The 26,623-nt window shown below is 67.4% G+C and carries 24 protein-coding genes; 16 read left to right on the top strand and 8 right to left on the bottom strand.

Going from position 1 to position 26,623, the window contains the following annotated elements; translation table 11 throughout:
• The first annotated feature begins 23 nt into the window (after positions 1–23).
• From FHT98_RS04090 to recN, 6 genes are all read left to right on the top strand, one after another.
• A complete protein-coding gene (locus tag FHT98_RS04090) occupies positions 24–965 on the top strand; it encodes a cell division protein FtsQ/DivIB (protein ID WP_248309138.1) in 942 nt (313 codons plus the stop codon).
• Positions 966–997: 32 nt separating this feature from the next.
• A complete protein-coding gene (gene ftsA, locus FHT98_RS04085) occupies positions 998–2,293 on the top strand; it encodes a cell division protein FtsA (RefSeq protein WP_061966784.1) in 1,296 nt (431 codons plus the stop codon).
• Positions 2,294–2,446: 153 nt separating this feature from the next.
• Positions 2,447–4,153, top strand: a complete 1,707-nt coding sequence (gene ftsZ, locus FHT98_RS04080) for a cell division protein FtsZ (protein ID WP_142112600.1) — start codon at positions 2,447–2,449, stop codon at positions 4,151–4,153.
• Between the two features lie 313 nt (positions 4,154–4,466).
• Positions 4,467–5,414, top strand: coding sequence for a UDP-3-O-acyl-N-acetylglucosamine deacetylase (gene lpxC, locus FHT98_RS04075; protein ID WP_061966786.1), 948 nt, complete (start codon positions 4,467–4,469; stop codon positions 5,412–5,414).
• A 298-nt stretch (positions 5,415–5,712) separates the two neighbouring features.
• Complete coding sequence (locus FHT98_RS04070) at positions 5,713–6,606, top strand: outer membrane protein assembly factor BamD (protein ID WP_425284565.1); 894 nt, start codon at positions 5,713–5,715, stop codon at positions 6,604–6,606.
• Positions 6,607–6,677: 71 nt separating this feature from the next.
• Positions 6,678–8,360, top strand: a complete 1,683-nt coding sequence (gene recN, locus FHT98_RS04065; protein WP_142112596.1) for a DNA repair protein RecN — start codon at positions 6,678–6,680, stop codon at positions 8,358–8,360.
• Between the two features lie 5 nt (positions 8,361–8,365).
• Here recN and aidB read toward each other — a convergent pair whose 3' ends face one another.
• Positions 8,366–9,187: an AidB family quorum-quenching N-acyl homoserine lactonase gene (gene aidB / locus FHT98_RS04060; RefSeq protein WP_142112594.1), complete on the bottom strand. Its 822-nt coding sequence runs from the start codon at positions 9,185–9,187 to the stop codon at positions 8,366–8,368.
• A 360-nt stretch (positions 9,188–9,547) separates the two neighbouring features.
• On the opposite strand from aidB, the gene FHT98_RS04055 reads away from it, so the two are divergent.
• The gene (locus FHT98_RS04055) at positions 9,548–11,572 is read left to right on the top strand and encodes a DEAD/DEAH box helicase (protein WP_142112592.1); all 2,025 of its coding nucleotides are present in this window, start codon (positions 9,548–9,550) and stop codon (positions 11,570–11,572) included.
• A gap of 346 nt (positions 11,573–11,918) precedes the next feature.
• Here the strand turns inward: FHT98_RS04055 and FHT98_RS04050 are convergent, their stop codons facing one another.
• Positions 11,919–12,710, bottom strand: a complete 792-nt coding sequence (locus tag FHT98_RS04050) for a DUF2189 domain-containing protein (RefSeq protein WP_113586743.1) — start codon at positions 12,708–12,710, stop codon at positions 11,919–11,921.
• A gap of 215 nt (positions 12,711–12,925) precedes the next feature.
• Here FHT98_RS04050 and ligA point away from each other — a divergent pair, with 215 nt between their 5' ends.
• On the top strand, positions 12,926–15,094 hold the full coding sequence (gene ligA, locus FHT98_RS04045) for an NAD-dependent DNA ligase LigA (protein ID WP_142112590.1): 2,169 nt from the start codon (positions 12,926–12,928) through the stop codon (positions 15,092–15,094).
• A gap of 117 nt (positions 15,095–15,211) precedes the next feature.
• Here ligA and FHT98_RS04040 read toward each other — a convergent pair whose 3' ends face one another.
• The gene (locus FHT98_RS04040; protein WP_248309137.1) at positions 15,212–16,186 is read right to left on the bottom strand and encodes an AraC family transcriptional regulator; all 975 of its coding nucleotides are present in this window, start codon (positions 16,184–16,186) and stop codon (positions 15,212–15,214) included.
• 95 nt (positions 16,187–16,281) lie between these two features.
• On the opposite strand from FHT98_RS04040, the gene FHT98_RS04035 reads away from it, so the two are divergent.
• The 4 genes from FHT98_RS04035 (at position 16,282) to FHT98_RS04020 (ending at position 19,522) form a co-directional block, all read left to right on the top strand.
• A complete protein-coding gene (locus FHT98_RS04035) occupies positions 16,282–17,526 on the top strand; it encodes an MFS transporter (RefSeq protein ID WP_142112586.1) in 1,245 nt (414 codons plus the stop codon).
• 97 nt (positions 17,527–17,623) lie between these two features.
• The gene (locus tag FHT98_RS04030; RefSeq protein WP_185745068.1) at positions 17,624–18,487 is read left to right on the top strand and encodes an AraC family transcriptional regulator; all 864 of its coding nucleotides are present in this window, start codon (positions 17,624–17,626) and stop codon (positions 18,485–18,487) included.
• A gap of 25 nt (positions 18,488–18,512) precedes the next feature.
• On the top strand, positions 18,513–19,226 hold the full coding sequence (locus FHT98_RS04025; RefSeq protein WP_142112582.1) for an AzlC family ABC transporter permease: 714 nt from the start codon (positions 18,513–18,515) through the stop codon (positions 19,224–19,226).
• On the top strand, positions 19,223–19,522 hold the full coding sequence (locus FHT98_RS04020; RefSeq protein WP_142112580.1) for an AzlD family protein: 300 nt from the start codon (positions 19,223–19,225) through the stop codon (positions 19,520–19,522). Before FHT98_RS04025 ends, FHT98_RS04020 begins: the two co-directional genes overlap by 4 nt.
• Positions 19,523–19,628: 106 nt before the next feature.
• Here the strand turns inward: FHT98_RS04020 and FHT98_RS04015 are convergent, their stop codons facing one another.
• A complete protein-coding gene (locus tag FHT98_RS04015; RefSeq protein ID WP_142112578.1) occupies positions 19,629–21,464 on the bottom strand; it encodes an aminopeptidase P family protein in 1,836 nt (611 codons plus the stop codon).
• Positions 21,465–21,762: 298 nt separating this feature from the next.
• Between FHT98_RS04015 and FHT98_RS04010 the strand changes: the two genes are divergently transcribed.
• Positions 21,763–22,005 (top strand): hypothetical protein, encoded by a 243-nt coding sequence (locus FHT98_RS04010; protein ID WP_142112577.1) that lies wholly within the window; start codon positions 21,763–21,765, stop codon positions 22,003–22,005.
• 56 nt (positions 22,006–22,061) lie between these two features.
• The gene (locus FHT98_RS26610; protein ID WP_274532863.1) at positions 22,062–22,190 is read left to right on the top strand and encodes a hypothetical protein; all 129 of its coding nucleotides are present in this window, start codon (positions 22,062–22,064) and stop codon (positions 22,188–22,190) included.
• Positions 22,191–22,234: 44 nt separating this feature from the next.
• Here FHT98_RS26610 and FHT98_RS04005 read toward each other — a convergent pair whose 3' ends face one another.
• Complete coding sequence (locus tag FHT98_RS04005) at positions 22,235–23,182, bottom strand: 50S ribosomal protein L11 methyltransferase (RefSeq protein WP_142112575.1); 948 nt, start codon at positions 23,180–23,182, stop codon at positions 22,235–22,237.
• 98 nt (positions 23,183–23,280) lie between these two features.
• Here FHT98_RS04005 and FHT98_RS04000 point away from each other — a divergent pair, with 98 nt between their 5' ends.
• The gene (locus tag FHT98_RS04000) at positions 23,281–24,054 is read left to right on the top strand and encodes a GGDEF domain-containing protein (protein ID WP_142112573.1); all 774 of its coding nucleotides are present in this window, start codon (positions 23,281–23,283) and stop codon (positions 24,052–24,054) included.
• A 12-nt stretch (positions 24,055–24,066) separates the two neighbouring features.
• Here FHT98_RS04000 and FHT98_RS03995 read toward each other — a convergent pair whose 3' ends face one another.
• Positions 24,067–24,822, bottom strand: a complete 756-nt coding sequence (locus tag FHT98_RS03995) for an SDR family oxidoreductase (RefSeq protein WP_142112571.1) — start codon at positions 24,820–24,822, stop codon at positions 24,067–24,069.
• Between the two features lie 102 nt (positions 24,823–24,924).
• On the opposite strand from FHT98_RS03995, the gene FHT98_RS03990 reads away from it, so the two are divergent.
• A complete protein-coding gene (locus tag FHT98_RS03990) occupies positions 24,925–25,341 on the top strand; it encodes a winged helix-turn-helix transcriptional regulator (protein WP_091856456.1) in 417 nt (138 codons plus the stop codon).
• A gap of 41 nt (positions 25,342–25,382) precedes the next feature.
• On the opposite strand, the gene FHT98_RS03985 is transcribed toward FHT98_RS03990, so the two are convergent.
• Both FHT98_RS03985 and FHT98_RS03980 read right to left on the bottom strand, forming a co-directional pair.
• Positions 25,383–25,871: a hypothetical protein gene (locus FHT98_RS03985; RefSeq protein WP_142112569.1), complete on the bottom strand. Its 489-nt coding sequence runs from the start codon at positions 25,869–25,871 to the stop codon at positions 25,383–25,385.
• A gap of 123 nt (positions 25,872–25,994) precedes the next feature.
• Positions 25,995–26,573 carry a TetR/AcrR family transcriptional regulator gene (locus FHT98_RS03980; protein ID WP_142112567.1) on the bottom strand — a complete coding sequence of 193 codons (579 nt, stop codon included), beginning with the start codon at positions 26,571–26,573 and terminating at the stop codon, positions 25,995–25,997.
• Positions 26,574–26,623: the final 50 nt, after the last annotated feature.

Raw genomic sequence — 26,623 nt, 5'->3', positions numbered from 1 at the left:
CGATGTCGGCGAAGACCGTTGCCATGCCCCGATTCGCGCCTGCCCGGCCGCTCTCCCGGCTCCCGGTCGCGCACGCCGCCCCCCAGCTTCTGGTGGGTGAGCAGCGCCAGGGCCGCTGGATGCGCCGCTCGCGCCGCAGCGCCATCGCGGTGCCGCTCGCCCAGCGCCTGCCGACGAGCCTCGGCACTTGGTTGGCGCTCGGCTTCCTGACGCTCAGCCTCGGGACGGGCTTCGTGCTCGGCGGCCACTGGCAGACCATGCAGGACAATTACGGCGAGCCGCGCCACATGATCGCGCGGGCGCTCGGCTTCGGCATCGACCGCGTCACCATCTCTGGCCTCTCGGGACTGTCCGAGCAGGAGGTCCTGGTCGCGGCCGGCATCGATTCGAAGACCTCGCTGGTGTTCTTCGACGCCGACGAGGCCCGCAAGCAGCTGGAAGCCACGCCGCTGATTCGCGAGGCCGCCGTTCGCAAGCTTTATCCGGGCGAGGTCTCGATCCAGCTCACCGAGCGCGAACCCTATGCGCTCTGGCAGGTGAAGGGCGAGCTCTTCGTGATCGCAGCCGACGGCACGGTGATCGACAAGATGGATGACGGCCGCTTCGCCTATCTGCCGCTGGTCGTCGGCAAGGACGCCAATAACCGCGCCGCCGAATATCTGGCGATCCGCAACCAGGCCGGCGCCTTCGCCCAGCATATCCGCGCCGCGACCCTGGTCTCCGGGCGTCGCTGGAACCTGAAACTCGACAACGGCATGGATGTGCGCTTGCCCGAGACCAAGCCGGAAGCCGCGGTGCAGCGCCTCGTCTCCCTGGAGAGCGATTATCGCATCCTCGAGAAGGACGTGCTCGCCATCGACCTGCGCCAGCCCGATCGGGTGACGATGCGGCTCTCGGAAGAGGCGGCCGCGGCCCGCGCCGACCAGCTCAAGAGCAAGTCCAGGAAGAAGAGAGGCGAGGCGTGAACCACGTCACCTCCCAGGGTCTGACCCCGCGCATGCGTCCGCTCTCGTCGCGCAAGAGCGCGACCTTGTCGATCCTCGATATCGGCACCAGCAAGGTCGTCTGCCTGATCGCCGAGCTCAGCCCGGCCGAGACCAACGAGCGGCTGCGTGGGCGCACCCATGTCGCCCGCATCATCGGCATCGGCCATCAGCGCTCGCTCGGCCTGAAGGGCGGCGCGATCGTCGATCTCGAAAGCGCCGAGCGCGCGATCCGCGCTGCCGTGGACGCAGCCGAGCGCATGGCCAAGGTCGAGGTCCAGTCGGTCATCGTCAACCTGACCGGCGGGCGCATCGGCTCGCAGCACTACGCCGCCAGCGTCGACCTGCGCTCCGGCTCCGTCGGCGACGCCGATGTGAAGCGCGTGCTGGCGACCGCCGCGACCCATGCGCTGCGTCCTGGCAAGGCCGTGCTCCATGCCCTGCCGACCGGCTATGCGCTGGACGGCGTGCCGGGCGTGCTCGATCCGCGCGGGCTGATCGGCGGCAAGCTCTCGGTCGACATGCATGTCGTCGCCAGTGAGGCGGCGGCGGCGCGCAACGTCATGCTCGCGGTCGAGCGCTGCCATCTCGAAGTCGAGGCGGTGGTCGCGACCCCCTATGCGTCCGGCCTCTCGGTCCTCGTCGACGACGAATCGGAGATGGGCGTCGTCCTCGTCGATCTCGGCGGCGGCTCGACCTCGCTCGGCGTGTTCTCGGGCGGGCATCTCGTCCATGCCGACGCGATCGCCGTCGGCGGCAACCACATCACCATGGACGTGGCGCGCGGCCTCTCGACCCGCGTCTCGGCGGCCGAGCGGCTGAAGACGCTGCACGGTTCCTGCATCGCCAGCGCTTCCGACGAGCGCGACATGATCTCGGTGCCTCAGGTCGATGACGACGAGCGCGACATGCCGAACCATCTCGCCAAGTCGCATCTGGTCCGGATCATCAAGCCGCGCGTCGAGGAGATCCTCGAACTGGTGCGCGACCGTCTGAACAATGCCGGCTTCTCGGCTCAGGCCGGGCGACGTGTCGTCCTCACCGGCGGCGCCTGCCAGCTGACCGGCCTGCCGGAAGTAGCGCGGCGCATCCTCGGCGGTCAGGTCCGTACCGGCCGTCCGCTCGGGATCAAGGGTTTGCCGGAAGCGGGCAAGGGCCCGGCCTTCGCGGCGGCGGTCGGCCTGCTGGTCTATCCGCAGGTCGCCCATGTCGAGCATTTCGAGCCGCGTGCCGCCGGTGCGCGTTACTTCGCAACCGGGACGGACGGCTACTTCTCGCGTGTCGGGCGGTGGCTGAAGGACAGTTTCTGATCATGGCGCGGAAAAGTGGGTACCGGTTTTCCGCACCAGCCATGATCGAGAATTGAGTGAGTACGGCTCGTCCAGAGGGCGGGCCGCGGCGTCAAACGTAGCAATCGGGACGGCTCCCGCCAGGCGCCGGACAAGGGATCAAAAGAGGCAACCATGGCGATGAATCTGCAAGCCCCGGACATCCGGGAACTGAAGCCCCGGATCACGGTGTTCGGCGTCGGCGGTGCCGGCGGCAATGCGGTCAACAACATGATCGAGGCCGGCCTCGACGGCGTCGACTTCGTCGTCGCCAACACCGATGCGCAGGCTCTCGCCCTGTCGCGCGCCTCCCGCATCGTCCAGATGGGCCTGCAGGTCACCGAAGGTCTCGGCGCCGGTTCGCAGCCGGAAGTCGGCCGTGCGGCGGCCGAAGAGGTCATCGACGAGATCCGTGACCATCTGGCGGGCGCCCACATGGTGTTCATCACCGCCGGCATGGGCGGCGGCACCGGAACGGGTGCGGCCCCCGCGATCGCCCGCGTCGCCCGCGACATGGGCATCCTGACCGTCGGCGTCGTCACCAAGCCGTTCCAGTTCGAAGGCCAGCGCCGCATGCGCATGGCGGAGGCCGGCATCGGCGAGCTGAACGAGGCGGTCGATACCCTGATCGTCATCCCGAACCAGAACCTGTTCCGCGTCGCCAACGAGACCACCGGCTTCGCCGACGCCTTCGGCATGGCCGACCAGGTGCTTTATTCGGGCGTCGCCTGCATCACCGACCTGATGGTCCGCCCGGGCCTGATCAATCTCGACTTCGCCGACGTGCGCGCCGTGATGCGCGGCATGGGCAAGGCGATGATGGGCACCGGCGAGGCGCAGGGCGAGAAGCGCGCGCTGACTGCGGCCCAGGCCGCGATCAACAACCCGCTGCTCGACGATGTCTCGATGAAGGGTGCGCGCGGCCTGCTGATCTCGATCACCGGCGGGCGCGACATGAAGCTCTATGAGGTCGACGAGGCCGCCACCCGCATCCGCGAGGAGGTCGACTCCGAGGCCAACATCATCGTCGGCGCCACCTTCGACGAATCGCTCGAAGGCACCGTGCGCGTCTCCGTCGTCGCCACCGGCATCGACAAGCCGATCTCGTCCCAGGCCGAGAACGACGACACCGAGGCGCGCATCGCCCAGGTGGCGGAGCGCCTGAAGGCTGAAGCCCGTCTGCGCAGCAACGCCGCTGTTGCCGCTGCCCGCCCGGTCGCGCCCTCCGTGCCGGCGATCGAGACGGCCCGCGTCGCCCCGCTGCCGGAGCCTGCTCCGGTCGCCCATGTCGCGCAGGACATCCGCATCGAGCCGGTTCAGCCGCGTCCGGTGTTGGCGGCTCCGGCGCCGGAACCCGTCCAGCATGCCGAGCCGAGCCTGAATTTCGACGAGAGCTTCATCCCGCCGATGCCGGAGCGGGCCGTCGTCCGCCCGACCCGCATGCCCCGCGTCGAGGACCTGCCGGCCCCCGGCCAGGCCCAGCTCAATGCGCATCGTGGCGTTCAGCCCGCGCCGCAGCCGCCCAGCGCCGTCGAGCAGAAGCGGATGTCGCTGATGCAGCGTCTCGCCTCGGTCGGCTTCGGTGGCCGCAAGGACGATGAGATGACCGAGCCGCAGCAGGCGCCGGTGCGCCAGGCCCAGGCTCCGGTCGCCCCGCCGATGCCGCAGGCCGCGGCGCCGAGCGCTGCCCATGCCGAGTACATGCGCCGCCCGGTGCAGCAGCAGCCGGCCTCGCGCCCGGCGCAGGGCCAGCTCGACCCGCATGGCCGTGCTGCCCCGACTCGCTCCAGCGAGGAAGATCATCTCGAGATCCCGGCCTTCCTCCGCCGCCAGGCGAACTGAGTCGGAAGGCGCCCGACAGCGCCCTCTCACGGCTTTGCAACACAACCCGCCGCGGTATTCCGCGGCGGGTTTTGGCGTGTTAAAAAATCGTTATCTTTCAGCTTGTTATAGTCCGTCCACGATTGCTTCCCCGCTGTAACACAGCGAAAGAAAGCGTGATTTTGAGAGGCGGCCTCAAAAGCTTATGTTGCGGCCGCATCGGGACAACGGCCTCGTCGGGACCATTCCGGCCTGGCCTTGAAGACATCGCTAGCTGGACGATCCCTGCATCGGCAGGTGACCGCGGCCTTCGCGATCAGGATTGGATAACGGTATGACCTTCGATCGGCAGACGACCTTGCGGGCAGCCGTGACCCTGACCGGGATCGGCGTTCATTCCGGAGCCCCCGCCAGCATCTGCCTGAAGCCGTCCAGCGCCAATACCGGCGTCGTCTTCCTGCGGACGGGCATCGAGGGCATGCCGCCCCAGCTCATTCACGCCAAGCATACCAAGGTCAGCGCCACGGAGCTCTGCACCGTGATCGGCGACCGCGGCCCGGCCTCGGTCTCGACGATCGAGCACCTGATGTCGGCCTGCGCCGGCCTCGGCCTCGACAACGTGCTCGTCGAGATCGACGGGCCGGAAATGCCGATCATGGACGGCAGCGCCCGCGAATTCGTGGTTGCCATCGAGGCGACCGGCATGACGACGCTCACCGCGCCGCGCCGCTACCTCAAGGTCCTCCAGCCGGTCCGCATCGAGCAGGGCCGCGCCTTCGCCGAACTGGCCCCGGCCGAGCACGGCTTCCGCCTCGATGTCGAGATCGATTTCGACAGCGTCGTGATCGGCCGCCAGCGCAAGATCTTCGATCTCGATGCGCAGGCCTATGCCAGCGAGATTTCGAAGGCCCGTACCTTCGGTTTCATGCGTGATGTCGAGCAGCTCTGGAAGGCGGGCTTCGCTCAGGGCGCTTCGCTCGAGAACACCGTCGCGGTCGGCGACGACAAGGTTATCAACCCCGAGGGGCTGCGCTACGGCGACGAGTTCGTGCGCCACAAGGTGCTCGACGCGATCGGCGACCTCGCGCTGGCCGGCTATCCGATCATCGGCGAGTTCCGCTCCTATTGCGGTGGCCACCGGATGAATGTCCGCATCCTCGAGGCGCTTTTCGCCGACCGCGCGAATTTCGCGATCGTCGAATCCCAGCCGGTCTTCGCGACGCCGCGCGCCGTGCAGATGGCTGCGGCTGCTCCGGCCGCCTTCGCGCCGGATTTGCACTGAAGCACGGCGAAACGCGGCTTCGCCTTCCATTCGCCTGTTTTCTGTCCCAGATGCCGCAGCGACGCGGAATCACGTCATAACCGGTTTTCGGCAGTGGCGCGGGGGAAGCGTCTGAGGTAAGGCATGCTTCCCGGAAGTTGGATCGCCACGCGTCCTACCAGACGCGATGTGGCGATCCGGTTCTTGGTTTCAGCATCGGATTGTCCCGAAAAGTGGTTTCCACTTTTCGGTCCGATGCTCGAGGGACGATCGAAAGAGGACGGACGACGTGAGCGTGACGCGGCAAAGCCTTCCGGCAATCCATCGCGGTCTTTCGCCACGCAGGGGCATCGCCCTTGCGCTGGGTGCCGCCATGCTGCTCGGCGGCTGCGATACCCTGTCCTCGCTCAATCCCTTCGACAAGCCCGAGGTCTACAAGCCGGACCTGACGCCGCCGACGCCGGCCGACAAGCTCTACAACGAAGGCCTGGCCCGCCTGCAGAATGGCGACAGCGAGGGCGCCTCGAAGAAGTTCGAGGACATCGACAAGACCGCGCCGTTCTCGCCCTATGCCCGCAAGGGCCTGCTGATGACGGCCTATACCAATTTCCAGGCCTCGAAGTGGGAGGAGGCGATCACCGCCTCGAAGCGCTTCATCGCCCAGAACCCGGCGAGCCCCGACGCCGCCTACGCGCAGTACATCCTGGCGATGTCCTATTACAACCAGATCCCGGACGCGACCCGCGATCAGGAGCGGACGGCCCAGGCGATCCAGGCGCTGGAGCAGCTCATCGCCAACTATCCGAAGTCGGAATACGTCCTCGACGCCAGGGAAAAGCTCCTGGTGGCGCGGGACCAGCTCGCCGGCAAGGAGATGAATGTCGGGCGCTACTATCTGGAGAAGCGCAACTATACCGGCGCGGTGAACCGTTTCCGCGAAGTCATCATCAAGTACCAGACCACGCGCCATGTCGAGGAGGCGCTGATGCGCCTGACCGAGGTCTATATGGCGATGGGCATCACCAACGAGGCGCAGACGGCGGCGGCCGTCCTCGGGCACAACTTCCCCGACAGCCAGTGGTACAAGGACTCCTACGCCCTGCTGCAGAGCGGCGGCCTGGAGCCGCGTGAGGATCGTGGTTCCTATATCAGCCGCGCCTTCCAGGGCTTCTCGCGCACGGTCGGCGGCCTGGTCGGACTGAACCGCCTCTGACGAGCGAGGGCGCCCCTTGCATGACGAGCCACGGGCGATCCTGCCGGCTCCGAAGGATGGGTTGAGCGTCGATGCTGGCGCAGCTCTCGATTCGCGACATCGTCCTGATCGACAGGCTCGACCTCGGCTTCCATGAGGGGCTGAGCGTCCTGACCGGCGAGACCGGCGCCGGCAAGTCGATCCTGCTCGACGGCTTCGCGCTGGCGCTCGGAGGGCGCGGCGACGGCTCGCTCGTGCGCCATGGCGAGGCTCAAGGGCAGGTCAGCGCCGTCTTCGACCTGCCGATGACGCACCCGGCCCGCAAGCTCGCCCAGGCGCAGGAGATCGACACCGACGGCGACCTCATCCTGCGCCGCGTGCAATATGCCGACGGGCGCACCCGCGCCTTCATCAACGACCAGCCGGTCTCGGTGCAGATCCTGCGGATGGTGGGCACCGCCATCGTCGAGATCCATGGCCAGCATGACGACCGCGCCCTGACCGACCCGGCGCAGCACCGCACGATTCTCGACGGTTTCGGCGCGCTGGAGGCGCAGGCCGAAGCGGTCGCCGGGGCGAGCGAGGCGCTGAAACGGGCGCGGCAGGCCCTGCAGTCGCAGCGCCTGCGCGTCGAGGCGGCACGCAAGGAAGCGGATTTCCTGCGCCATGCCGTCGAGGAACTCGGCAAGCTCGCACCGCAAGCGGGCGAGGAGGAGGCGCTCGCCGCCTCCCGTCAGGCGATGATGCAGGCGGAGAAGGTCGCGCGCGATCTCAACGAGGCCTACGAGGCGGTCGGCGGACAATCCTCCGCCGTGCCGACGCTCGCCGCCGTGCTGCGCCGGCTGGAGCGCCGTGCGAGCCAGGCACCGGAGCTGGTCGACCCTTCGATCGCAGCGCTCAACACCGCGATCGTTGCTTTGGAAGAGGCCGGCGAGGCGCTAGCCGCCGCGACGCGTGCAGCCGAATATGATCCGCGCGAGCAGGAACGCACCGAGGAGCGGTTGTTCGCGCTCAGGGCTGCGGGCCGCAAATACGACGTACCGGTCGATGGCCTGTCCATTCTGGCGGCGACGATGGCGAGCGACCTTGCCGCGCTCGATGAAAGCGAGACCTCGCTCTCGCGGCTCGAAGCGGAGCTGACGGAGGCCGAGGCGGCCTTCGTCGGGCAGGCACAGGCCCTGTCCGAGGCCCGCCAGGCAGCTGCGGCAAAACTGGATACGGCCGTGAAAGCCGAATTGCCGCCGCTCAAGCTGGAGCGGGCGCGTTTCATCACCCGGATCGAAAGCGACGCGAACGCGCGCGGGCCCGAGGGTTTCGACAAGGTCGAGTTCTGGGTCGAGACCAATCCCGGCACGCGGCCGGGGCCGATGATGAAGGTCGCCTCCGGGGGCGAGCTCTCGCGCTTCATGCTGGCGCTCAAGGTGGTGCTGGCCGAGCGCGGTTCCGCCCCGACGCTCGTCTTCGACGAAATCGACACCGGTGTCGGCGGCGCGGTGGCAGATGCGATCGGCGAGCGGCTGGCGCGGTTGGCCGGTCAGGTGCAGGTGATCTCGGTAACCCATGCGCCGCAGGTCGCGGCCAAGGCCGGGCAGCATTTCCTGATCGCCAAATCGGCGGAGGAGGGCGAGGCCTCACGCACGGTGACGCGGGTCACGGCGCTGGAAGACCAGGCGCGGCGCGAGGAGATCGCACGGATGCTGGCCGGCGCCTCGATCACCGAGGAAGCGCGCGCGGCGGCCGGGCGCCTGCTGCAGGCGGCGGGCCTGCGCGGCTGAGGCTGTCAGGCCGGCTGCAATTCGTAGCCCGTGCCCTTCCTGACCACCCTCCTGAACCCCTCGACATGGCCGCCCGAGACGAGCCAGTTCTCGTGCGCGGCGCGTTCCAGGATACCGCGGCGCGAAGCCACCGCGGTCGCGGCGTCGAAATCATAGATGAAGCCGATAGCCGGGTCCGAAGCCTGGAGGTCGGAGAGATGCAGCGCGTCGCCCCAGAGCAGCAGGCTCTCACCGTCGCCCTCGATCAGGTAGCCGCTATGGCCGAAGCTGTGGCCGGGCAGGGAGATCAACGTGATGCCGGCCTGCGCCTCGCCCGCCGGAACCGAACGGATGCGGCCGGCATAATGCTTCTTCAAAGTCGCGGCGATGGCGAAGGCGCCCTGTTTCTTCTCCGGGGTGCGTGCGCGATTGGCCTCGTCGCCATAGAAGCCGAAATCGGCCTCGGGCACGATGATCTCGGCATTCGGGAAGAAGGGCTTGTCGCCGTCGAACAGGCCGAGTGCGTGGTCGCCATGGAGATGCGTGATCAGAACACGGGCGACGTCTTCGGGCGCGATGCCTGCAGCCACCATCGCAGCCGGGGCATGGCCCATCGCTTTGCCCCAGGAGGGGCCGGTGCCGGCATCGACGAGGGTGATCCCGTCTGCTCCCTTCAGCGCGAAGCAGTTCACGATAATGCTGACCTTCGGTTTGCCCCAGCGCGCGACGGCCTCATCGCGGGCCATCTCCCCATCCGCATGGATCAGGACGTCGAGCGGCGCCTCGAAGACGCCGTCATGCAGGATCGAGACATCGAAGGCGCCGATGCGGCGGGACTGCTGGACCATGGCTGTTCTCCGCTTCGGCGTCGCACGGGGTCGGTGAGGTCCGGAAGCTAGTGGGCGCCTGACCTCGCCGGCAAGGCGCGTCCGGCCCGGCTCAGCCCTGCGCCGGGCGCGGGAATGCCGCATTTCCTTTTGTATCACTTTGCTTTATGAGCCGCTGTCATCCGATGGTGCAGCTGCCCGTTAGATCGCCATGAGTCCTTTCGGACGCTCTGGGGGGCGATTTAACTATTTGTTTTGGCATCGGATTTTCCGGAAAGTGAACCCCGCTTTTCGGTCCGATGCTCTAGTGCCGCCTGAACCCATCGCCCACGCTTCGCGCCGTTCCTTCATCTTACGCCGCAACCTTTAGGCCCATATCGCATGTCCTTTTCTCTCACGAGCCCGCCGCTCGCGCGCGCGCTCGCCGATCGCAATTACTCCGACCCGACGCCGGTGCAGAGCGCCGTCCTCGAAGACGCCGCCCGCGGGCGCGACCTGCTGGTCTCCTCGCAGACCGGTTCCGGCAAGACCATCGCCTATGGCCTCGCCATCGGCGAGACCCTGCTGGGCACGGCCGAGAAGCTCGGCCCCGCCGCCGAGCCGCTGGCTCTCATCATCGCACCGACGCGCGAGCTGGCCTTGCAGGTGCAGCGCGAATTGGCCTGGCTCTATGCCCAGACCGGCGCGCGGGTGATCTCCTGCGTCGGCGGCATGGATCCGCGCCGCGAGGCGATGCTGCTCGACGAGGGCGCGCATATCGTCGTCGGCACGCCCGGCCGCCTGCGCGATCATATCGAGCGCCGTCGCCTCGACGTGTCCGCGCTGAAGGCGGTCGTGCTCGACGAGGCTGACGAGATGCTCGATCTCGGCTTCCGCGACGACCTCGAATACATCCTGAAGACCACCCCGGCGGAGCGCCGCAGCCTGCTGTTCTCGGCGACCTTCCCGAAGGCGATCGTGCAGCTCGCGCAGAGCTACCAGCGCGACGCGCTGCGCATCGAGGTGGAAGCGACGCGGCGCGGCCATGCCGACATCGCCTACAAGGCCGTGCGCGTCTTCCCGAAGGAGGCCGAGCTCGCGGTCGTCAACCTGCTGCGCTTCCATAATGCGCCGGTGGCGCTGGTCTTCTGCAACACCCGCAATGCCGTGCGCCATCTTGAGGCGATTCTGCTCGAGCGCGGCTTCACCTCCGTCGCGCTCTCGGGCGAACTCGGCCAGAACGAGCGCAACGCGGCGTTGCAGGCGCTGCGCGACGGCCGGGCGCGGGTCTGCGTCGCGACCGACGTCGCGGCGCGCGGCATCGACCTGCCCGGGCTCGACCTCGTCATCCATGCCGAGCTGCCGAACGATTCCGAAGTGATGCAGCATCGCTCGGGCCGCACCGGCCGCGCCGGCAACAAGGGCACGAGCGTCCTGCTGGTGCCGCAGTCGCGCCGCCGCAAGGCCGAGCGCCTGCTGATGGAAGGCAAGGTCGAGGCCGAGTGGATCGGCCCGCCGACGGAGGAAGAGATCCGCGTCCTCGATCAGGAGCGCCTGCTCTCCGATCCGCTGCTGAACGGCGACGGTTCCGAGGACGATGCCGGCATGATCGAGGCGCTGATGGCGGGCCGCGAGGCCCGCGATATCGCCGCCGCGCTTGTTCGGCTCTACCGCGCCCGCCTGCCGGCGGCGGAAGAGGTTGGCGATCCCGGCTTCGGCCGCGACGAGCGCCGTCCGGTCCGCACCAACGAGGATTATGCTGCCAAGCGCCGCCCGTTCGGCGCGGGGCGCGAGGAGGGCGAGGATGGCGAGCGCCCGCGCAAGCCTGCCGGCCCACGCGGCGATACCGTCTGGTTCCGTCTCGATATCGGCCGCAAGCAGGGCGCCGATCCGCGCCAGCTCCTGCCGATGCTGTGCCGCCGCGGCCGGATCACCCGCGACGAGGTCGGTGCGATCCGCATCTTCGACCGCGAGACCAAGGTCGAGATCGATGCCGATGTGGCCGATCGCTTTTATGACTCGGTGCGCATCCCGGACCGCGACAAGATCGTGATCGAGCCGACGACCGAAGCCGAGCGTCGTCCGGCGAAGGCTTTCGGGGACAAGGCCGAGCGTCCGGCTGCGCCGCGGAAGAGCTGGGGAGATGAGCAGGCTGCCGGAGACAGGCCGCAGCGGCCGCGGTTCGAGCCCCGGGACGCGAATCAACGCGCGCCGCGGAGCGATGAGCGTAAGCCTTACCGCGCCGACAGCAGGCCGCCGCGCGACGACGCGCGCCCGCCGCGCCGCGACGACGGCAAGCCGGGTGGCGGTTTCAAGAAGCCCTATGAGGGCAAGGGCAAGCCCTTCGCTGGCAAGCCTGCCGGCGGGCGCCCGGCCGGTGGCAAGCCCTTCGGCAAGGGCAAGCCGCGCGGCGACAATCGCGGCTGAGTTTCAGCCTCTGCAAAAACGCGCTGTCATTCCGGGTCAGGCCGGGAGTGACAGCGCGAATTCTTTGAAGAACAGCAGGCTTCGAGCGCTGCAGCGCGCGCTCCCGTTCGCCTTCCTCAGCGCAGGCCGAGGAAGGAGAGGATCGCGAGAACGACGACGATAAGACCGACGATATAAATGATGTTGTTCATGAAAAGCCCCCTGGCTGAATGGAGCCTTGCGGCTCGATCTGACAGGGGTTGAACCCGATCCGGGGTGCAATGGTTCCCGCCGGAGCTTTCGAGAGCCTGCGGAGATGACGGAAACCGGCGCCTTCTCGTCCCGGGAATGACGGGGCTGGCCGCTCTCAGTCCACGAGCTTGCGGTAGAGATGCCAGGTGGCATGGCCGAGCACCGGCATGACCACGATCAGGCCGACCAGCATCGGCAGGCAGCCGAGCACGAGCAAGCCCGTCACCATCAGGCCCCAATACATCATCACGCGCGGATTGGCCTCGACGGCGGCGATCGAGGTGCGGATGGCTGTGGGGGCGTCGACATGCCTGTCGATGATCAGCGGGAAAGACACCACCGAGATCGAGAAGGCGAGGATCGCCAGCAAGAGCCCGATCGCATTGCCGATCACCATCATGATCCAGCCATCCGCGGTGGTGAACACCGCCCGCAGGAAATCGGTGGTCGAGACATCGGCGGGCAGGCCGAGCAGGCCACGATAGAGGAACCAGGCGCTGAACAGCCAGGCGAGGAAGAGCCCGGTCAGCATCGCTCCGAGCAGGGCGATCTGTCCGATTGACCGCGAGCGCAGCACCGCGAAAGCATGGACCCAGGACGTGTCCATGCCCTTCTCGCGCCGGCGGCTGATCTCGTAGAGCCCGATCGCGGCGAAGGGGCCGAGCAATGCGAAGCCCGAGAGCAGCGGGAAGAGCAGGGGGAAGATATTGTAGCTGACCGTGAGCTGCGCCAGCAGGATGCCGGCGACGGGATAGATCAGCGCGATGAAGACGAGGTGACTCGGCTGCGCCTTGAAATCGTCCCAGCCGCGCAGCAGCGCCTCGTGCAGATCCCGCGTGGTGATGGTCCTGATGCGCGGTTGCGAGAGCGCGGCAATGTCATGAACTGTGCCGTCGAGATTGGCCATGGCGTGTCTCCCGGTTCCGGCCCGGTTCGCCATATGGCTGTCGACGTGAACCTTGGTGTCAACGGCCTGCGGCGTCGAGCTTCCAATTCCCAGCCCGCAAACTATACGCGCCAAAGCGCGGTTTGTCGCAAGCTTTCGGGGCGACACCGCCTTGCACGGGCTGCAAAAAGGCTGCTGCCCTTCCTCGTCACGATCATCTCGCCTAATGCTGTGCCATGAGCGACGCCGACGATTCCGCCCCCTCCGAAACGCCGATCGCGGAGCTGACGCCGCGCAAGGCGAAGGCCGAACACAAGCTGCTGGCCGCCGCGGTGCAGGCTGCAAACGACGCCTATTTCCAGGACGACCAGCCGATCATGGACGATGCGGCCTATGACGCGAAGCGTCGTCGGCTCGTCGCGCTGGAAGAAGCCTTTCCGGTGCTGAAGCAGGAGAGCGACGTCAGCGCCAAGGTCGGTGCCAAGCCTTCCGGCAAGTTCGCCAAGATCCGGCATCGCGTACCGATGCTCTCGCTCGACAATGCTTTCTCGGACGAGGCCGTGGCCGAGTTCGCTGGCCGCGTCTATCGCTTCCTTGGCCGCAAGGAGGAGGACGGCATCGCCTTCACCGCCGAGCCCAAGATCGACGGGTTGTCGCTCTCGCTGCGCTACGAGAAGGGCGAGCTGGTCGCGGCCGCGACGCGCGGCGACGGCGAGGAGGGCGAGGATGTCACGCTCAACGCCCGCACCATCTCCGAAATTCCCAAGACGCTTGCCGGGCCGGATGTGCCTGAGATCGCCGAGGTGCGCGGCGAGGTCTATCTCGGCCATGCCGATTTCGCCGGGATCAACGAGCGCCAGCGCGAGAAGGGGCTGCCCGAATTCGCCAATCCGCGCAATGCGGCGGCGGGCTCACTGCGTCAGCTCGATGTCAGCGTCACCGCCGCGCGGCCCTTGCGCTTCTTCGCCTATGCCTGGGGTGAGATGCCGGTGCTGCCGGCGCCGACGCAATCGGGCGTGGTCGAGGCCTTCAGGCGCTGGGGCTTCCGCACCAACCCGCTGATGAAGCGCTGCGAGAGCGTTGCCGAGCTGATCGCGCAATACCGCCTGATCGAGAGCCAGCGCGCGACGCTCGGCTACGATATCGACGGCGTCGTCTACAAGGTCGACGATCTCGCGCTGCAGGCGCGGCTCGGCTTCGTCTCGCGGGCGCCACGCTGGGCGATCGCGCATAAATTCCCGGCCGAGCTGGCGACGACCGTTCTGGAGGCCATCGACATCCAGGTTGGCCGCACCGGCGCGCTCTCGCCGGTCGCGCGTCTGAAGCCGGTGACGGTCGGCGGCGTCGTCGTGACCAATGCGACGCTGCATAACGAGGATTATATCCGCGGTTTCGATTCCAAGGGGCTGCCGATCCGCGACGGCACCGATATCCGTATCGGCGACACGGTGACGGTGAAGCGGGCGGGCGACGTGATCCCGCGCGTCGAGGCGGTCGATCTTTCGAAGCGCCCGGTGGATTCGAAGCCGTACGAGTTCCCGACGCTCTGCCCGGCCTGCGGCAGCCATGCGACGCGTGAACTCAATCCCCGCACCGGCAAGGAGGACGCTATCCGCCGCTGCACCGGCGGCCTGATCTGCCCGGCGCAGGCGGTCGAGCGCCTCAAGCATTTCGTCTCGCGCGACGCGATGGACATCGACGGGCTTGGCGACAAGCAGATCGAGTTCTTCCATGGCGATCCCGAGCTGCCCGTCAGGGAGCCAGCCGATATCTTTACGCTGGCCGCGCGCGACGCCGCCAATCCCTTGAAAAAGCTCAAGGCCAAGGAAGGCTTCGGCGCCCAGAGCGTCGCCAAGCTGTTCGATGCGATCGAGGACCGGCGTACCCCGCTGCTCAACCGCTTCATCTTCGGGCTCGGCATTCGCCATATCGGCGAAACGACGGCGCGTCTGCTGGCGCGGCATTACGGCTCGTTCGAGGCGCTGCGAGCGGCCGGCATCGCGGCAGCCGACGAGACCTCGCCCGAGCGGCAGGAGCTCGACGCCATCGACGGCGTCGGGCCGACCGTGGTCGAGGCGCTGATCGAATTCTTCGGCGAGCCGCATAACGAGGAACTGCTCGACCGCTTGCTGGCGCAGGTCTCGCCGCAGCCGCTGGAAGCGGTGGCCTCGGCCAGCCCCGTCGCCGGGAAGATCGTGGTCTTCACCGGCGCGCTGGAGCGGATGACCCGCGACGAGGCCAAGGCGATGGCCGAGCGGCTGGGTGCCAAGGTCGCGGGCTCGGTCTCGTCGAAGACCGATCTGCTCGTCGCCGGGCCGGGCGCTGGCTCCAAGCTCAAGGATGCCGCCAAGCACGGCGTCGAGGTGATCGACGAGGCCGGCTGGTTTGACCTGGTGGGCGGCTGAACAGGCTCGTCATTCTCGGGCGGAGCGAAGCGCAGACCCGAGAATCTCATGACCAGAGGGCGCCTTCTTGTCCTGAGATGGTCGGGTCAAGCCCGACCATGACGCGCGAAACGTCGCCTACTCCGCGGCTTCCGCCGGCGGTGTGAACATCGCCACGGGAGAGGCCTCGCCCGCTGCCCGCACCTGACTCGGCGCCAGCCCGGTGATGCGCTTGAAGGCGCGGCTGAACGAGGCTTCCGACTCGTAACCGAGGCGCTGCGCCACCACCGCAATCCGCAATTTGTCGCGGGCCAGCCATTGTCGAGCCTGATGCATCCGGACCTGCGCGACATAGCGGGCCGGCGTCTCGCCGACGACTTCGGCGAAGCGCTCGGCGAAGCCGGAGCGCGAGGCGCCCATCAGCTCGGCGAGGCTTTCGACTGTCCAGTCGGTTTCGGGATGGGCGTGGATCGCCGCCAGCACCTTGCCGACCGTCGGGCAGCGCGCTGCGGCGACCCAGCCCTTGGCGGCGCCGCAGCCGCCCTCGACCCAGGCACGGATGATCGCGGCGGCCAGCACGTCGGCGAGGCGTGCCAGCATGCCGCCGGCGCCGACCCGGTCCATCGCGACCTCGCGGCCCATCGCGTCGAGCAGATGCGGGATGCTGGGCTCATATGCGATGAAATCGCTCATCCGCATCAGGTCCGGCATCAACCGCAGCAATGGGTGATCGAGATCGACATTGAAGGTCATGCGGCCGGTGAAGACGAGCATATGCGCGCCGGCGCCGCCGCCCTCGACATCGAAGATGTTGCCATAGGCTTCCAGAACCCGGCAGTCGCAGGGTGGGGAGGCGACGACATCCGGCGAGCTCGCCAGGACATGGCCACCGCCGCGCGGCAGCAGCACGGCGTCTCCGTCGGCGAGCTCCAGCCATTCGCCGGCCGGCGTCTTCAGCCAGCAGTGGCCGCGCGAGATGAAATGGAAATAGGCCTGATGGGTCGGTGGATAGACGACGCCCCAGGGCGCGGCCAATTGGCAGCGGCTGTAATCGACGCCGTCGAGCCGCAAGCCCCGGAGCATCTCGGTCAGGTGGTCGGTGGAAGCGGTCATGGCATTCCTGGACGAACGGTCATGAGATGCGGATGATATAGCATGGAAACTCCATGGGGCCACGCCCATCTTCCGGCGACCTGATGGAGACCCCCATGTCAGATTCCCTGTCTGCCACGACCCTTGAATTCGACGATACAGCCGAGGATGCCCGCGACAAGCCGGCCTGGGCTGCCGTCACATCCCTGACCTTCGGCGTGTTCGGCCTCGTCACGGCCGAGTTCCTGCCGGCAAGCCTTTTGACCCCGATGGCGGCCGATGTCGGTGTCTCCGTCGGCGCCGCCGGGCAGGCGGTGACCGCGACTGCCGTCGTCGGCGCCATCGCGGGGCTTGCCGCGGCAATCGTGACGCGCGGCATCGACCGGCGTCTCGTGATCTGGTCGCTGACCGGCCTGCTGATCGTCTCCAGCGTCATCGCGGCAATCGCCACCAACCTGACGACGCTGCTCTTCGCCCGTGTCCTGCTCGGCATCGGGCTCGGCGCCTTCTGGTCGATGGTCGCGGCGACCGCGATGCGGCTCGTGCCGCCCAGCGCGCTCCCCAAGGCGATGTCGCTGATCTTCGCCGGCGTCTCCCTCGCCACCGTCAGCGCCGCGCCGATCGGCGCCTATCTCGGCAACGTGATGGGCTGGCGCTTCGTGTTCTGGCTCTCGGCGCTGGTCGGGGTTGCCGCACTCGTCATCCAGATGGCGGTTCTGCCGCGGCTGCCGGCGCGGGGCTCGCCCGATATCCGCACGCTGTTCCGTCTGCTCGGCCAGCCCAGCATCGCGCTCGTGCTTGCCGGCATCGTCGTGGTGATCTCCGGCCATTTCGCCGGTTTCACCTATGTCCGCCCGTTTCTGGAGCAGATCCCCAAGCTGTCGGTCGAGGTGATCTCGCTCGTCCTGCTGGCCTATGGAATCGGCGGCTTCTTCGGTAATTTCGCGGGTGGGGCGATCACGGCGCGCAGCGCCAAGGCCTCGGTGATCTTCGGCGCCTTCCTGATCGCGCTGGTCGGCATCAGCCTGCTCTTCGTCGGCGCGTCGCCGCTCGCTTCGGCCATCGCGGTCGGGCTCTGGGGTTTCGCCTTCGGAGCGCTGCCGGTCGGCTTCCAGACCTGGCTGGTGCGCGTCGCGCCGGAGGAAGAGGCGGAATCGGCCGGCGGGCTGATCGTCGCGGCCTTCCAGATTGCGATCGCAAGCGGCGCCATCTTCGGCGGGCTCCTGGTCGATGGCTTCGGCACGCTCGGCGTCATCGCCTATACCACGGTTGCGACGCTGGTCGGCGGACTGGGCGTGCTGCTGCTGGGGTCGAAGAGCCCCGAACGCGTCGGCGCCAGCGCGGCCGCGCACGCGCTCTGAGGTTCTCTCCAGGAATGGCAAAACCGATCGGGCGCGTGATGCGCCCGATCACTTTTCTTCAAGACAGCAATGGGGCGAGAAGGTTTATGCTTGCACCATGGAAGCAGTCACCCAAGGTGAGACATTAGGCCTCGAACCGCTCGTCGCCGGCGAGCGGGCCAAGCTTTTTCCGGCCGAGCGCTTCGGCGGGCTGGATTGCCTCGCCGCGACCTTCCGCCAGCACGCCTATGCGCCGCACCAGCACGACAGCTATGTGATGGGCGTCATCGAGGCCGGCTGCGAAACCTTCCGGGTTCGCGGCGCACGCCATTATGCGCGACCGGGTCAGATCACCTTCGTCAATCCGCTCGAGACGCATGATGGCGAGCCCTATGGCCCGGGCTACAGCTACCGGATGACCTATCCAGAGGTAGGGCTGATCCGCGAGGTCGCGGCTTCGCTCTGCGGCCGGGACGGGATCGGGACACCGTTCTTCCCACAGCCTCTGGTCGATGATGCCGAGGGGGCTGCGCTCTTCGCGGCGGCTCATCGCGCCATCGAGGATGGCGGGGACCTGCTGGCCGGCGAGGAAATGCTGCTGCGCTTCTACGCTCGCTGCCTGACGCATCATGCCGATCTCGCCGTGCGGCCGGTGGGTGTGGAGAGTGGGGCCGTCGCCCGTGCCCGCGAGGTCTTCGAGGCCCGCTATGAAGAGGACCTGTCGCTGGCCGATCTGGCGCGGCTCACCGGGCTGCCGCGCCACCACCTGATCCGGGCCTTCCGGCGCGAGACCGGGCTGACGCCGCATGCCTATCTGGTCGATGTTCGCGTGCGGCGGGCGCGCGAACGATTGCGGCGCGGCGAGATGCCCGGCGACGTCGCGGCTGCGACCGGTTTCTGCGACCAGCCGCATCTGACCCGCGCCTTCAAGGCCCGCTTTGGCGTCACGCCCGGTGCCTTCCGCGCGGCGCATGCCGCCTGAGATCGGTTTTCGAGAGAACATTTCCATGTCCACGATGCGTGACGACATCAGGCGCGGCCTGAACGATATCTGGCCGGCCGCGGTCGCCGCAGCGCCGATCGGGCTGCTCTTCGGCGCGGTCGCGGCCAGCAAGGGGCTATCGCCGCTCGAAGTCTTCCTGATGAGCATCATGGTCTTCGCCGGCGGGGCGCAGTTTGCCGCGATCGAACTCTGGGCGAGCCCGGCGCCGGTCGCCGCGCTGGTGTTCTCGACGCTGCTCATCAATGCGCGCCATGTGCTGATGGGCGCTTCGCTCGCGCCCAAGCTCCAGGGCTTCAGCCGTTGGCAGAAATTCCTCGGCCTCTACTACATGGCCGACGAGAACTGGGCGCTGGCCGAGAAGCGCGCCCGCACCCACCGCCTGACGCCGGCCTATTGGTTCGCGATGGTGATCCCCTTCGTCTCGGGCTGGCTGATCAATTCGACGCTCGGCGCGATGATCGGCGCCGTGCTCGGCGATCCCAAGCGGCTCGGGGCCGATTTCGCCTTCACGGCGCTGTTCATCGCGCTCGTCGCCGCCTTCTGGAAGGGCCGCGTGACGTTCTGGACGGTGGCAGCGGCCGGCATTGCCTCGGCCGTGACCTATCGGCTGGCCGGGCCGCCCTGGCATGTCGCGGCGGGGGCATTGTGCGGGTTGCTGGCGGCATGGCTTGCGGCCGGAAGTGAAGAACAGCCGGTCACCGAGGAGGCCAAGGCGTGAGCGTCGATCCGATCAACCTCCTCGCCTTCCTCGGCATGGCGATCGTGACCTATTTCACGCGCGTCGCCGGGCTGGCGCTGGCCGGGCGGCTCAGCCTCTCGCCGCGGGCGCAGGCCGCCTTCGACGCGATCCCGCCGGCTGTTCTGATCGCGGTGATCGCGCCGAGCGCGCTCGCGACCGGCTGGGCCGAGACGGCGGCGGCGGCGATCACCGCGCTTGCCGCGACGCGGTTGCCCTTGCTGGGCGTGGTGGCGGTCGGGGTTGTCGCGGTGGTCGGTTTCAGGATGGTGTTCTAGCACTGCCGTCATGCTCGCCCTTGTGGCGAGCATCCACGTCTTGAACACTGCGCTTGATGAAGGAAGACGTGGATGGTCGGGACAAGCCCGACCATGACGCGGAGCTTCACAACGGCCGGCAGGCCGTTTCCAACCACGCCTTCGCCTCGCCCTCGACCTGCGGCGAGAGCTTTTGCCAGACCTTGGCGTGGTAGGCGTCGATCCAGGCGATCTCGCCGGCATCGAGCATGTCTTTCTCGATCAGGGCGCGCTCATAGGGGCACCAGGTGATCGTCTCGAAGCCGTAGATCACGCGCTCGGCCCCCGGAATCTGGCGCTCCTCGACCACGATCAGGTTCTCGATGCGGATGCCGTATTCGCCCTGCTTGTAGTAGCCGGGCTCGTTGGAGAGGATCATGCCCGGCTCCAATGGCGTGGTGCCGAGCTTCGACAGGCGCTGCGGTCCCTCATGCACCGAGAGATAGCTGCCGACGCCATGGCCGGTGCCGTGATCGAAATCGAAGCCACCTTGCCAGAGCGGCAGCCGCGCGAAGGCGTCGAGCTGCGCGCCCGAGGTTCCCTTGACGAAGACCAGCCGCGAGATCGCGAGATGGCCCTTGAGCACGCGGGTATAGCGGTCGCGCATCTCGGGCGTGGGCGTACCGATCACCATGGTGCGGGTGATGTCGGTGGTGCCGTCCTCGTACTGGCCGCCCGAATCGACCAGGAAGATGCCCGGCTCCAGCTTGCGGTTGGTCGCCTCGCTGACGCGGTAATGCGGCAGCGCAGCATTGGGGCCGGCGCCAGCGATGGTGGTGAAGGAGACGTCCTTGAGCAGGCCGGTCTTCAGTCGCTCGGCTTCGAGCGCGGCCACCGCATCGATCTCGGTCAGGCCGCCATTCGGCGCTTCGCGCGCCAGCCAGGAGAGATAGCGGACCATGACGGCGCCATCGCGCAGATGGGCGTTGCGGGCGCCGTCGAGCTCGGCCGCGTTCTTGCGCGCCTTCATCAGGGCGATCGGATCGGCGCCGGCATCGGCCGTGCCGCCGGCATCGCGGATCAGGGTTGCCAGCGCGGAAGCTGCGGTCGTGGCGTCCAACCGGACCTTGGCCTTGGCCGCGCCGAGCTTCGCGATCTGCCTGTCGAGCTCGGCCGGAGGGGCGATCTCGCCGACGGCGCCGATCGCATCGCCGGCCTCGTTGGTGATCTTCTCCGGTGCGAGGAAGACGGTTGGCCGGCCCTCGCGCGGGACGATGGAATAGCCGAGCGGCAGCGGTGTGTGCTCGACATCGCCGCCGCGGATGTTGAAGACCCAGGCCAGCGCATGCGGATCGGAGACGACGAGCGCGTCGACCTTGGCCTCTGTCAGCGCCTTCTGGATGCGGGCGAGCTTCGAGACGCTGTCCTCGCCGGCGAAGGCGGCCGGATGGGCCTTGACCGGCGCCGTCGGCGGGGCGGGGCGGTCGCTCCAGAGTGCGTCGATCGGGTTGGCCTTGACCGCGACGAGGCTGCCGCCGGCTGCTGCCGCTGCCTTTTCGAGGCGGGCGAGGCCGTCCACCGTATGCAGCCAGGGATCGTAGCCGAGCTTGCCGCCAGTCGGCAGGTTCTGCTCGACCCAGCGCTCCAGCGGCGTCTCCTCCATGCGGACCGGCGAGACGATCTTGGTGTCGGTCTGCTCGGCCGACTGGATGGTGTAGCGGCCGTCGACGATCAGCGCGGCCTTGTCGGCCAGCACGACGGCATTGCCGGCCGAGCCGGTGAAGCCGGTCAGCCATGCCAAGCGGGCCATATGGGCCGGGACATATTCGCCCTGGTGCTCGTCTGCGCGCGGGATGACGAAGCCGTCGAGCCCCTGCGCGGCCAGCGCCTTGCGCAGGGCGGCGACACGGCCGGCAACCAGCTTGGGGTCGCTCGGTTCGGAAAAGGACTGGAAGCGGCAGGTCGGCAGGGTCGAATCGGTCATGGCGGGGTCCGGCACAGAATTGCGCCATGGTCGCCTCGCACCAGCAAAAGCGCCAGCGCAAATCCGTCGGTTTGGAGGTGCCTGTTTGGTAGGGCCGCGCTGCCTCCGCGTTCCGCATTGTGCCGATTGGTTATGCAATCGACGCAAACATTAATGGATATGGACGGATCGCATGCGTTTTCTGCATATCTTGCATATGCGAACACATCTTCTCGCAAGTGCGAAATGACCCCATCTTGATCGCATAAGAGAACGAGGAAGCGACCGGGACTGTCCTTCGTTTTTCGGAGATAGACCCATGACTTACGTGTTGAACAATGCCGACGTGCTGCCCGTACCGGTCCGGACCAGGGCCGAGACCCGCGCCAGCAAGGCTGGCCTGATGCAGCGCTTCTATGCCGCGCTCGTCGCGAGCCGTGAGCGTTCCGCAGACCGCCAGTTGCGTGCCCGCAACCTCCTCGTCAACGAGGCTGAGATCGTGCTGGGCGGCTTCCCGTCCGCGACGCTGTCGAGCGACGTCTCGCTGCCTTTCAACCGCTGAATTCGCGCCGCTGCGGCCTCGAGCCGCGTGGCTGAAAACCTCAAGGATTTTCCATCATGATCGCCATCATCAAGCATATCGTCGAACAGATCGCCGACGCTGCGAAGTTCACTGCCGCCGTCTGGCACGATGCCCGCAGCCTGCAGGCCGAGGCCGAGAAGAAGTACGGCTATATCGGCTTCTGAGCCGAGCGAGTAACGATCTCGCGCTTCCCCGGAAGCGCCGGAGGTCAGGCAAGGCGGCGCGGCCTCGGGGCTGCGCCGCCTTTTTTCATGACCAGCGTCGCCCAGCCTTCGCGCAGCGAATGGCTGGCGAGATGGACGCCCTGGTGCCGGTAGGCCGAGACCACGCCAGCCACGTCCATCGCCAGCAGGCCGGACAGGATCAGGGTGCCGTTCGACGAGAGCACGCGCGCGATCGACGGGGCGAGGCGCTTCAGTGGGCCGGCCAGAATATTGGCGAAGACGAAGTCGAAATGGCCAGGGCGCCAGGCCTTGGCATGGCGCAGGCCCGGCGCGACATAGAGATCCAGCGCGTTCGGTGCATGATTGAGCCGGGCGTTATGAGCGGAGACTTCGACCGCGACCGCGTCGATATCGCCGGCGACGACCTTGCGCTTGATCTGCTTGGCGAGCGCCAGCCCGAGAATGCCGGTGCCGGTGCCGACATCGATGGCGTGGCGCGGGCGGCGCTTCTTCAGTTCGGCGTCGAGCGCGAGCAGGCAGCCGGCGGTGGTACCGTGATGGCCGGTGCCGAAAGCCAGCGCGGCCTCGATCTCGATCGCGATATCGTTGGTCCGGACGACGTGCCGGTCATGCGCGCCATGGACTAGGACGCGGCCGGCGCGGACGGGCTTCAAGCCGTCGAGGCTGTTGGCGACCCAATCCTTGGTGTTCACCGTCGTGAAGGGTGTCGTATCGACGAGCTCGCCGACGATCGGGCGCAGCAGATCGCGCACCGCATCCTCATCGGGCGGGTTGGCGAAATAGATCTCCACCTTCCACGGGATGTTCATCGAGAGCGTGGTGATGCCGTCCTCGACCTCGAAGGCCGAGATCGCCGTCTCGGTGGGGTCGAAGATCTCGCCGAGCAATTCGGTGAGGGCCCGGGCCTGTTCGCCCGAGGTGGAGAGTTCGAGGACGGTCGCGACCGTCGCTGGCAGGAGGCCTTCGCGCATGGCGCGGGCTTAGCAGGCGCATCCGCCGCTGTCATCGGAAATGGCCGGGGGCGGCGTAGCTAAACCCGGCGTTCAGCATTCCCTGCTACCCGCAGGCCATGACGGCCTCGACGCGCGCGATCATTCTGAAGGCAAGCCTTGCGACAGCGCTGTCGATCGCGGCTTCGCTCGGCCTGGCGCTGACCGTCGTGCCGATGCTCGGCGGGGTCGTGGACGGCACCGCCTGGCTGATGTGCATTCTCTGTCCGCTATTGATCGCCTGGCCGGCCAGCGCCTGGCAATTCCGGCAGGCACAGCGCCTGAAGGACGCCCATGGCGAGATCGCGCGGCTGCACGGCGCGTTGTCGGCGGCGCATGAGGCCTTGCTGGAAAGGGCGCGCCGCGATGGCCTGACCGGGCTCCTGAACCGTGAAAGTTTCCTCAGCGATCTGGGGCAGGCGATGACGGCGGATAGCAAGGGGACGCTGCTCTTCATCGACGCCGATCACTTCAAGCAGGTCAATGACCGCTTCGGCCATCCAGTCGGCGACGATGCCTTGCGAAGACTGGCGCAGGCGATTGCGGGCGCGGTGGGCGCGAGCGGCTTCTCAGGGCGGCTCGGCGGCGAGGAGTTTGCGGTCTATCTCCCGCGCGCCGTCCTGACGGAGGCGGAGACCGTTGCGAAGCAGGTTCTCGATGCGGTTCGGCGCCTCCGGATCGAGGCACCGGGCGGCGAGCCGGTCAGCCTGACCGTGAGCATCGGTGCCGCCGGCTGGGCCGGCGGCACGACAATCGAGCACTTGATCGCCGAGGCCGATGCGCAGCTCTACCGCGCAAAGATGCAGGGCCGGAATCGAGCCGCCTGCGCGTTGAACATGGCTGCGGTGGCCTGAGGAGCGCCCGCCTCAGGCGTGCTGCGCGTTCAGCGCCGCGAAGACCTGGCTGAAGCTGCCGGTCGCCTCGGCGAAGCGCAGCGTCTTGCAGCGCTCGACGATGACCTCGCCGGCCTCCGGCTGCGTTTCGAGGATCGTCATCACCTCGCTGGTGAAATCGGCGAGCGGCATCGCGGCCGGATCGACCGCCTGATGCGGGCCGAGCAGTTCGGTCTGCACGTAAGGCGGGGCGATCTCGATGACCTCGACCGATGTGTCCTTGAGCTGCTCGCGCAGGCCGATCGACCAGGAATGGATCGCGGCCTTGGTCGCGCTGTAGGTCGGGGTCGCGGCCAGCGGCACGAAGGCGAGGCCGGACGAGACGGTCAGGACCGTGGCGCGCGGCTGCTTCAGGAAATGCGGCAGCAGCGCCGTGGTCAGGCGGATCGGACCGAGCAGATTGGTCGCGATCGTCTCCTCGGCGATGGCGAGATTGTCGGCAGCCGGCACGTTTTCCGGCTTCATGATGCCGGCATTATTGATGACGGCGTTCAGACTCGGGAAGCGCTTGATGGCCTGTCGGGCGAAGGCCGCGATATCGGCCTCGTCCTGGATGTCGAGCAGCATCGATTCCATGCCGGGATTGGCAGCGGTAACCGCATCGAGCACGGCTTCGCGGCGCCCGGCGATGACGACCTTGTTGCCCTTGGCGTGCAGCGCCTCGGCGAGCGCGCGGCCGATGCCCGAGCCGCCGCCGGTGATGAGGATGGTGTTTCCGGAAATCTTCATGGCAAAGCCTTCTCGTGGTTGCGTGAAACGAGATGGCGCCGATACTCTTCATTGGAAAGAAGGCGCTTGAAAGTGCCATACGCACCAAAAGGAGAGTGTAAGATGCAGGCGATCCGGACCGCGATGGCGGCGATGCATCAGCGCAGCGAGGCGATCCCTCCGGTCAGCCCGGCGGTGGAATCGCTGGTGCGGCAGGTCATCGCGCAGGTCGCCGACAAATGGACGATGCTGGTGCTGGAGGCGCTTGAGGAGCATGGCACGCTGCGCTTCACCGAGGTCGGCCGGATCGTCGGCGGCATTAGCCAGAAGATGCTGACCAAGACATTGCGCGAGATGGAGCGCGATGGGCTGGTCGTTCGCACCGTCCACCCGGTGATCCCGCCGCATGTCGATTACACGCTGACGGAACTCGGGCGCGAGCTCAGCGCCGCCTTTTGCGGGGTCTGGACCTGGGCCGAGACCTATTACGCCGAGGTTTCGGCAGCGCGAAAAGCCTTCCGCGAGCGGGAGGAGGCTTAAGCGCCGGCGTGGCCGGCGTCGCTCCTCCATGGTTTCGCGAGTCAGGCTGAGGCCGCCCCGCCTGTCCTGCGCAGGTAGACGATCTGGGCGCCGATCCCGATGACGAGTGCGGCCAGAATGCCCGCCTGCACCCCGAGCAGGAGCGGGGATTTCAGGTCGGTGACGAAGGGATGGCCATCCGGGACGCGGCGCAGGATCTCGGTGGCCGTCGGCAGCATGAGCAGGAAGGCCGTCACGCTCAGGACGATCGTCTCGACATAGGCGACGGCGCGCGCGGGGAGCGGGGTCCGGCCGATGGTGTAGCCGATGCCGAGCAGCAGGAGCGTCAGCGCGCCGATGACGTGACCGGCAGGCATATGCGTGACGAAGAAGACCGTAGCGGCGCCGATCAGCATCGAGATGAGGTAGACGATGCCCGCAGTCGAGCGCGGCACGATCCGGCCATGGACCGCGAACATATAGGCTGCTGCGGGGATGGCCGGCAGGCTGCCCAGCGTATGGACCCAGCCGAGCGGGGTGATGCCAAACATGAGAATGTCCTTTTGTCGAAGGTTGCGCCTGTCGCCGAGCGCGAGGGCGTCTGGGATGCAGGAATGTCTATCTACTAATAGGTAGGTTTTTGTGGCGCGTTTCATTCTTCGGGGCGGTGAGGTTCAGTGCTGTGCCATCAGACGCTCCAGCAGCGGGCGGGTGATGACACCGAAAATCGCCGGGTCGCCATAGGCGCGGGCTGAAAGCATCGCGCCGTGGACCCCTGCCATGAAAGCTTCCGCTTCGACCCTGGCCGTCCCGGTGAAACGCAGGTCGCCCTGTGCGGCGCCACGTTCGAGGACCGAGGCCAGCCAGGCGGAGAGGGCTCGGAAATGGGTGCGGACTTCCAGAGTGACGTCCTGCGGAAGGACAGGGATCTGGCTGGCGAGAAGCGCGCAAAGGCAGAACGGAGCGCTCGAATCGGCGATGCAGGCCTCCCAGTAGCCGATATAGGCCTGCAGTTGCCGAGCCGGATCGGGAACCTGCTGCTCCAGAGCGGCGATGCCGGCCTCGGCCTCCTCCCGGTATCGGGCGACGAGCGTGCGGACGAGATCGGACTTGCTGGGGAAATGGTGGTGGATGCTCGCATTGCGAATGCCGACCACCTTCGCGATGTCGGCATAGCTGAAGCCGTTATACCCACCCTGGATCAGGAGGGAGCGGGCGCAGCGCAGGATTTCGTCGGATGTCGAGCCGGTCATGATCCATATCTACCTACTAGTAAGTAGGCAATCAAGCCGGGTCACGGCTT

Source organism: Allobosea sp. AK1, from assembly GCF_006714945.1.
In the GTDB taxonomy this organism is placed as follows: Bacteria; Pseudomonadota; Alphaproteobacteria; order Rhizobiales; family Beijerinckiaceae; genus Allobosea; species Allobosea robiniae.
This window is presented reverse-complemented; position numbering and strand designations above follow the sequence as displayed.

Coding starts and splice junctions, on each gene's coding strand:
- ligA (WP_142112590.1), top strand. CDS start 12,926: ATGAGCGACGCCGACGATTCCGCCCCCTCCGAAACGCCGATCGCGGAG.
- FHT98_RS04030 (WP_185745068.1), top strand. CDS start 17,624: ATGGAAGCAGTCACCCAAGGTGAGACATTAGGCCTCGAACCGCTCGTC.
- FHT98_RS04050 (WP_113586743.1), bottom strand. CDS start 12,710: ATGGCCAATCTCGACGGCACAGTTCATGACATTGCCGCGCTCTCGCAA.
- lpxC (WP_061966786.1), top strand. CDS start 4,467: ATGACCTTCGATCGGCAGACGACCTTGCGGGCAGCCGTGACCCTGACC.
- FHT98_RS03980 (WP_142112567.1), bottom strand. CDS start 26,573: ATGACCGGCTCGACATCCGACGAAATCCTGCGCTGCGCCCGCTCCCTC.
- FHT98_RS04000 (WP_142112573.1), top strand. CDS start 23,281: ATGACGGCCTCGACGCGCGCGATCATTCTGAAGGCAAGCCTTGCGACA.
- FHT98_RS03985 (WP_142112569.1), bottom strand. CDS start 25,871: ATGTTTGGCATCACCCCGCTCGGCTGGGTCCATACGCTGGGCAGCCTG.
- FHT98_RS04035 (WP_142112586.1), top strand. CDS start 16,282: ATGTCAGATTCCCTGTCTGCCACGACCCTTGAATTCGACGATACAGCC.
- FHT98_RS03990 (WP_091856456.1), top strand. CDS start 24,925: ATGCAGGCGATCCGGACCGCGATGGCGGCGATGCATCAGCGCAGCGAG.
- FHT98_RS04040 (WP_248309137.1), bottom strand. CDS start 16,186: ATGACCGCTTCCACCGACCACCTGACCGAGATGCTCCGGGGCTTGCGG.
- ftsZ (WP_142112600.1), top strand. CDS start 2,447: ATGGCGATGAATCTGCAAGCCCCGGACATCCGGGAACTGAAGCCCCGG.
- FHT98_RS04055 (WP_142112592.1), top strand. CDS start 9,548: ATGTCCTTTTCTCTCACGAGCCCGCCGCTCGCGCGCGCGCTCGCCGAT.
- FHT98_RS04005 (WP_142112575.1), bottom strand. CDS start 23,182: ATGCGCGAAGGCCTCCTGCCAGCGACGGTCGCGACCGTCCTCGAACTC.
- FHT98_RS04090 (WP_248309138.1), top strand. CDS start 24: ATGCCCCGATTCGCGCCTGCCCGGCCGCTCTCCCGGCTCCCGGTCGCG.
- FHT98_RS26610 (WP_274532863.1), top strand. CDS start 22,062: ATGATCGCCATCATCAAGCATATCGTCGAACAGATCGCCGACGCTGCG.
- FHT98_RS04025 (WP_142112582.1), top strand. CDS start 18,513: ATGTCCACGATGCGTGACGACATCAGGCGCGGCCTGAACGATATCTGG.
- recN (WP_142112596.1), top strand. CDS start 6,678: ATGCTGGCGCAGCTCTCGATTCGCGACATCGTCCTGATCGACAGGCTC.
- ftsA (WP_061966784.1), top strand. CDS start 998: ATGCGTCCGCTCTCGTCGCGCAAGAGCGCGACCTTGTCGATCCTCGAT.
- FHT98_RS04015 (WP_142112578.1), bottom strand. CDS start 21,464: ATGACCGATTCGACCCTGCCGACCTGCCGCTTCCAGTCCTTTTCCGAA.
- aidB (WP_142112594.1), bottom strand. CDS start 9,187: ATGGTCCAGCAGTCCCGCCGCATCGGCGCCTTCGATGTCTCGATCCTG.
- FHT98_RS04010 (WP_142112577.1), top strand. CDS start 21,763: ATGACTTACGTGTTGAACAATGCCGACGTGCTGCCCGTACCGGTCCGG.
- FHT98_RS03995 (WP_142112571.1), bottom strand. CDS start 24,822: ATGAAGATTTCCGGAAACACCATCCTCATCACCGGCGGCGGCTCGGGC.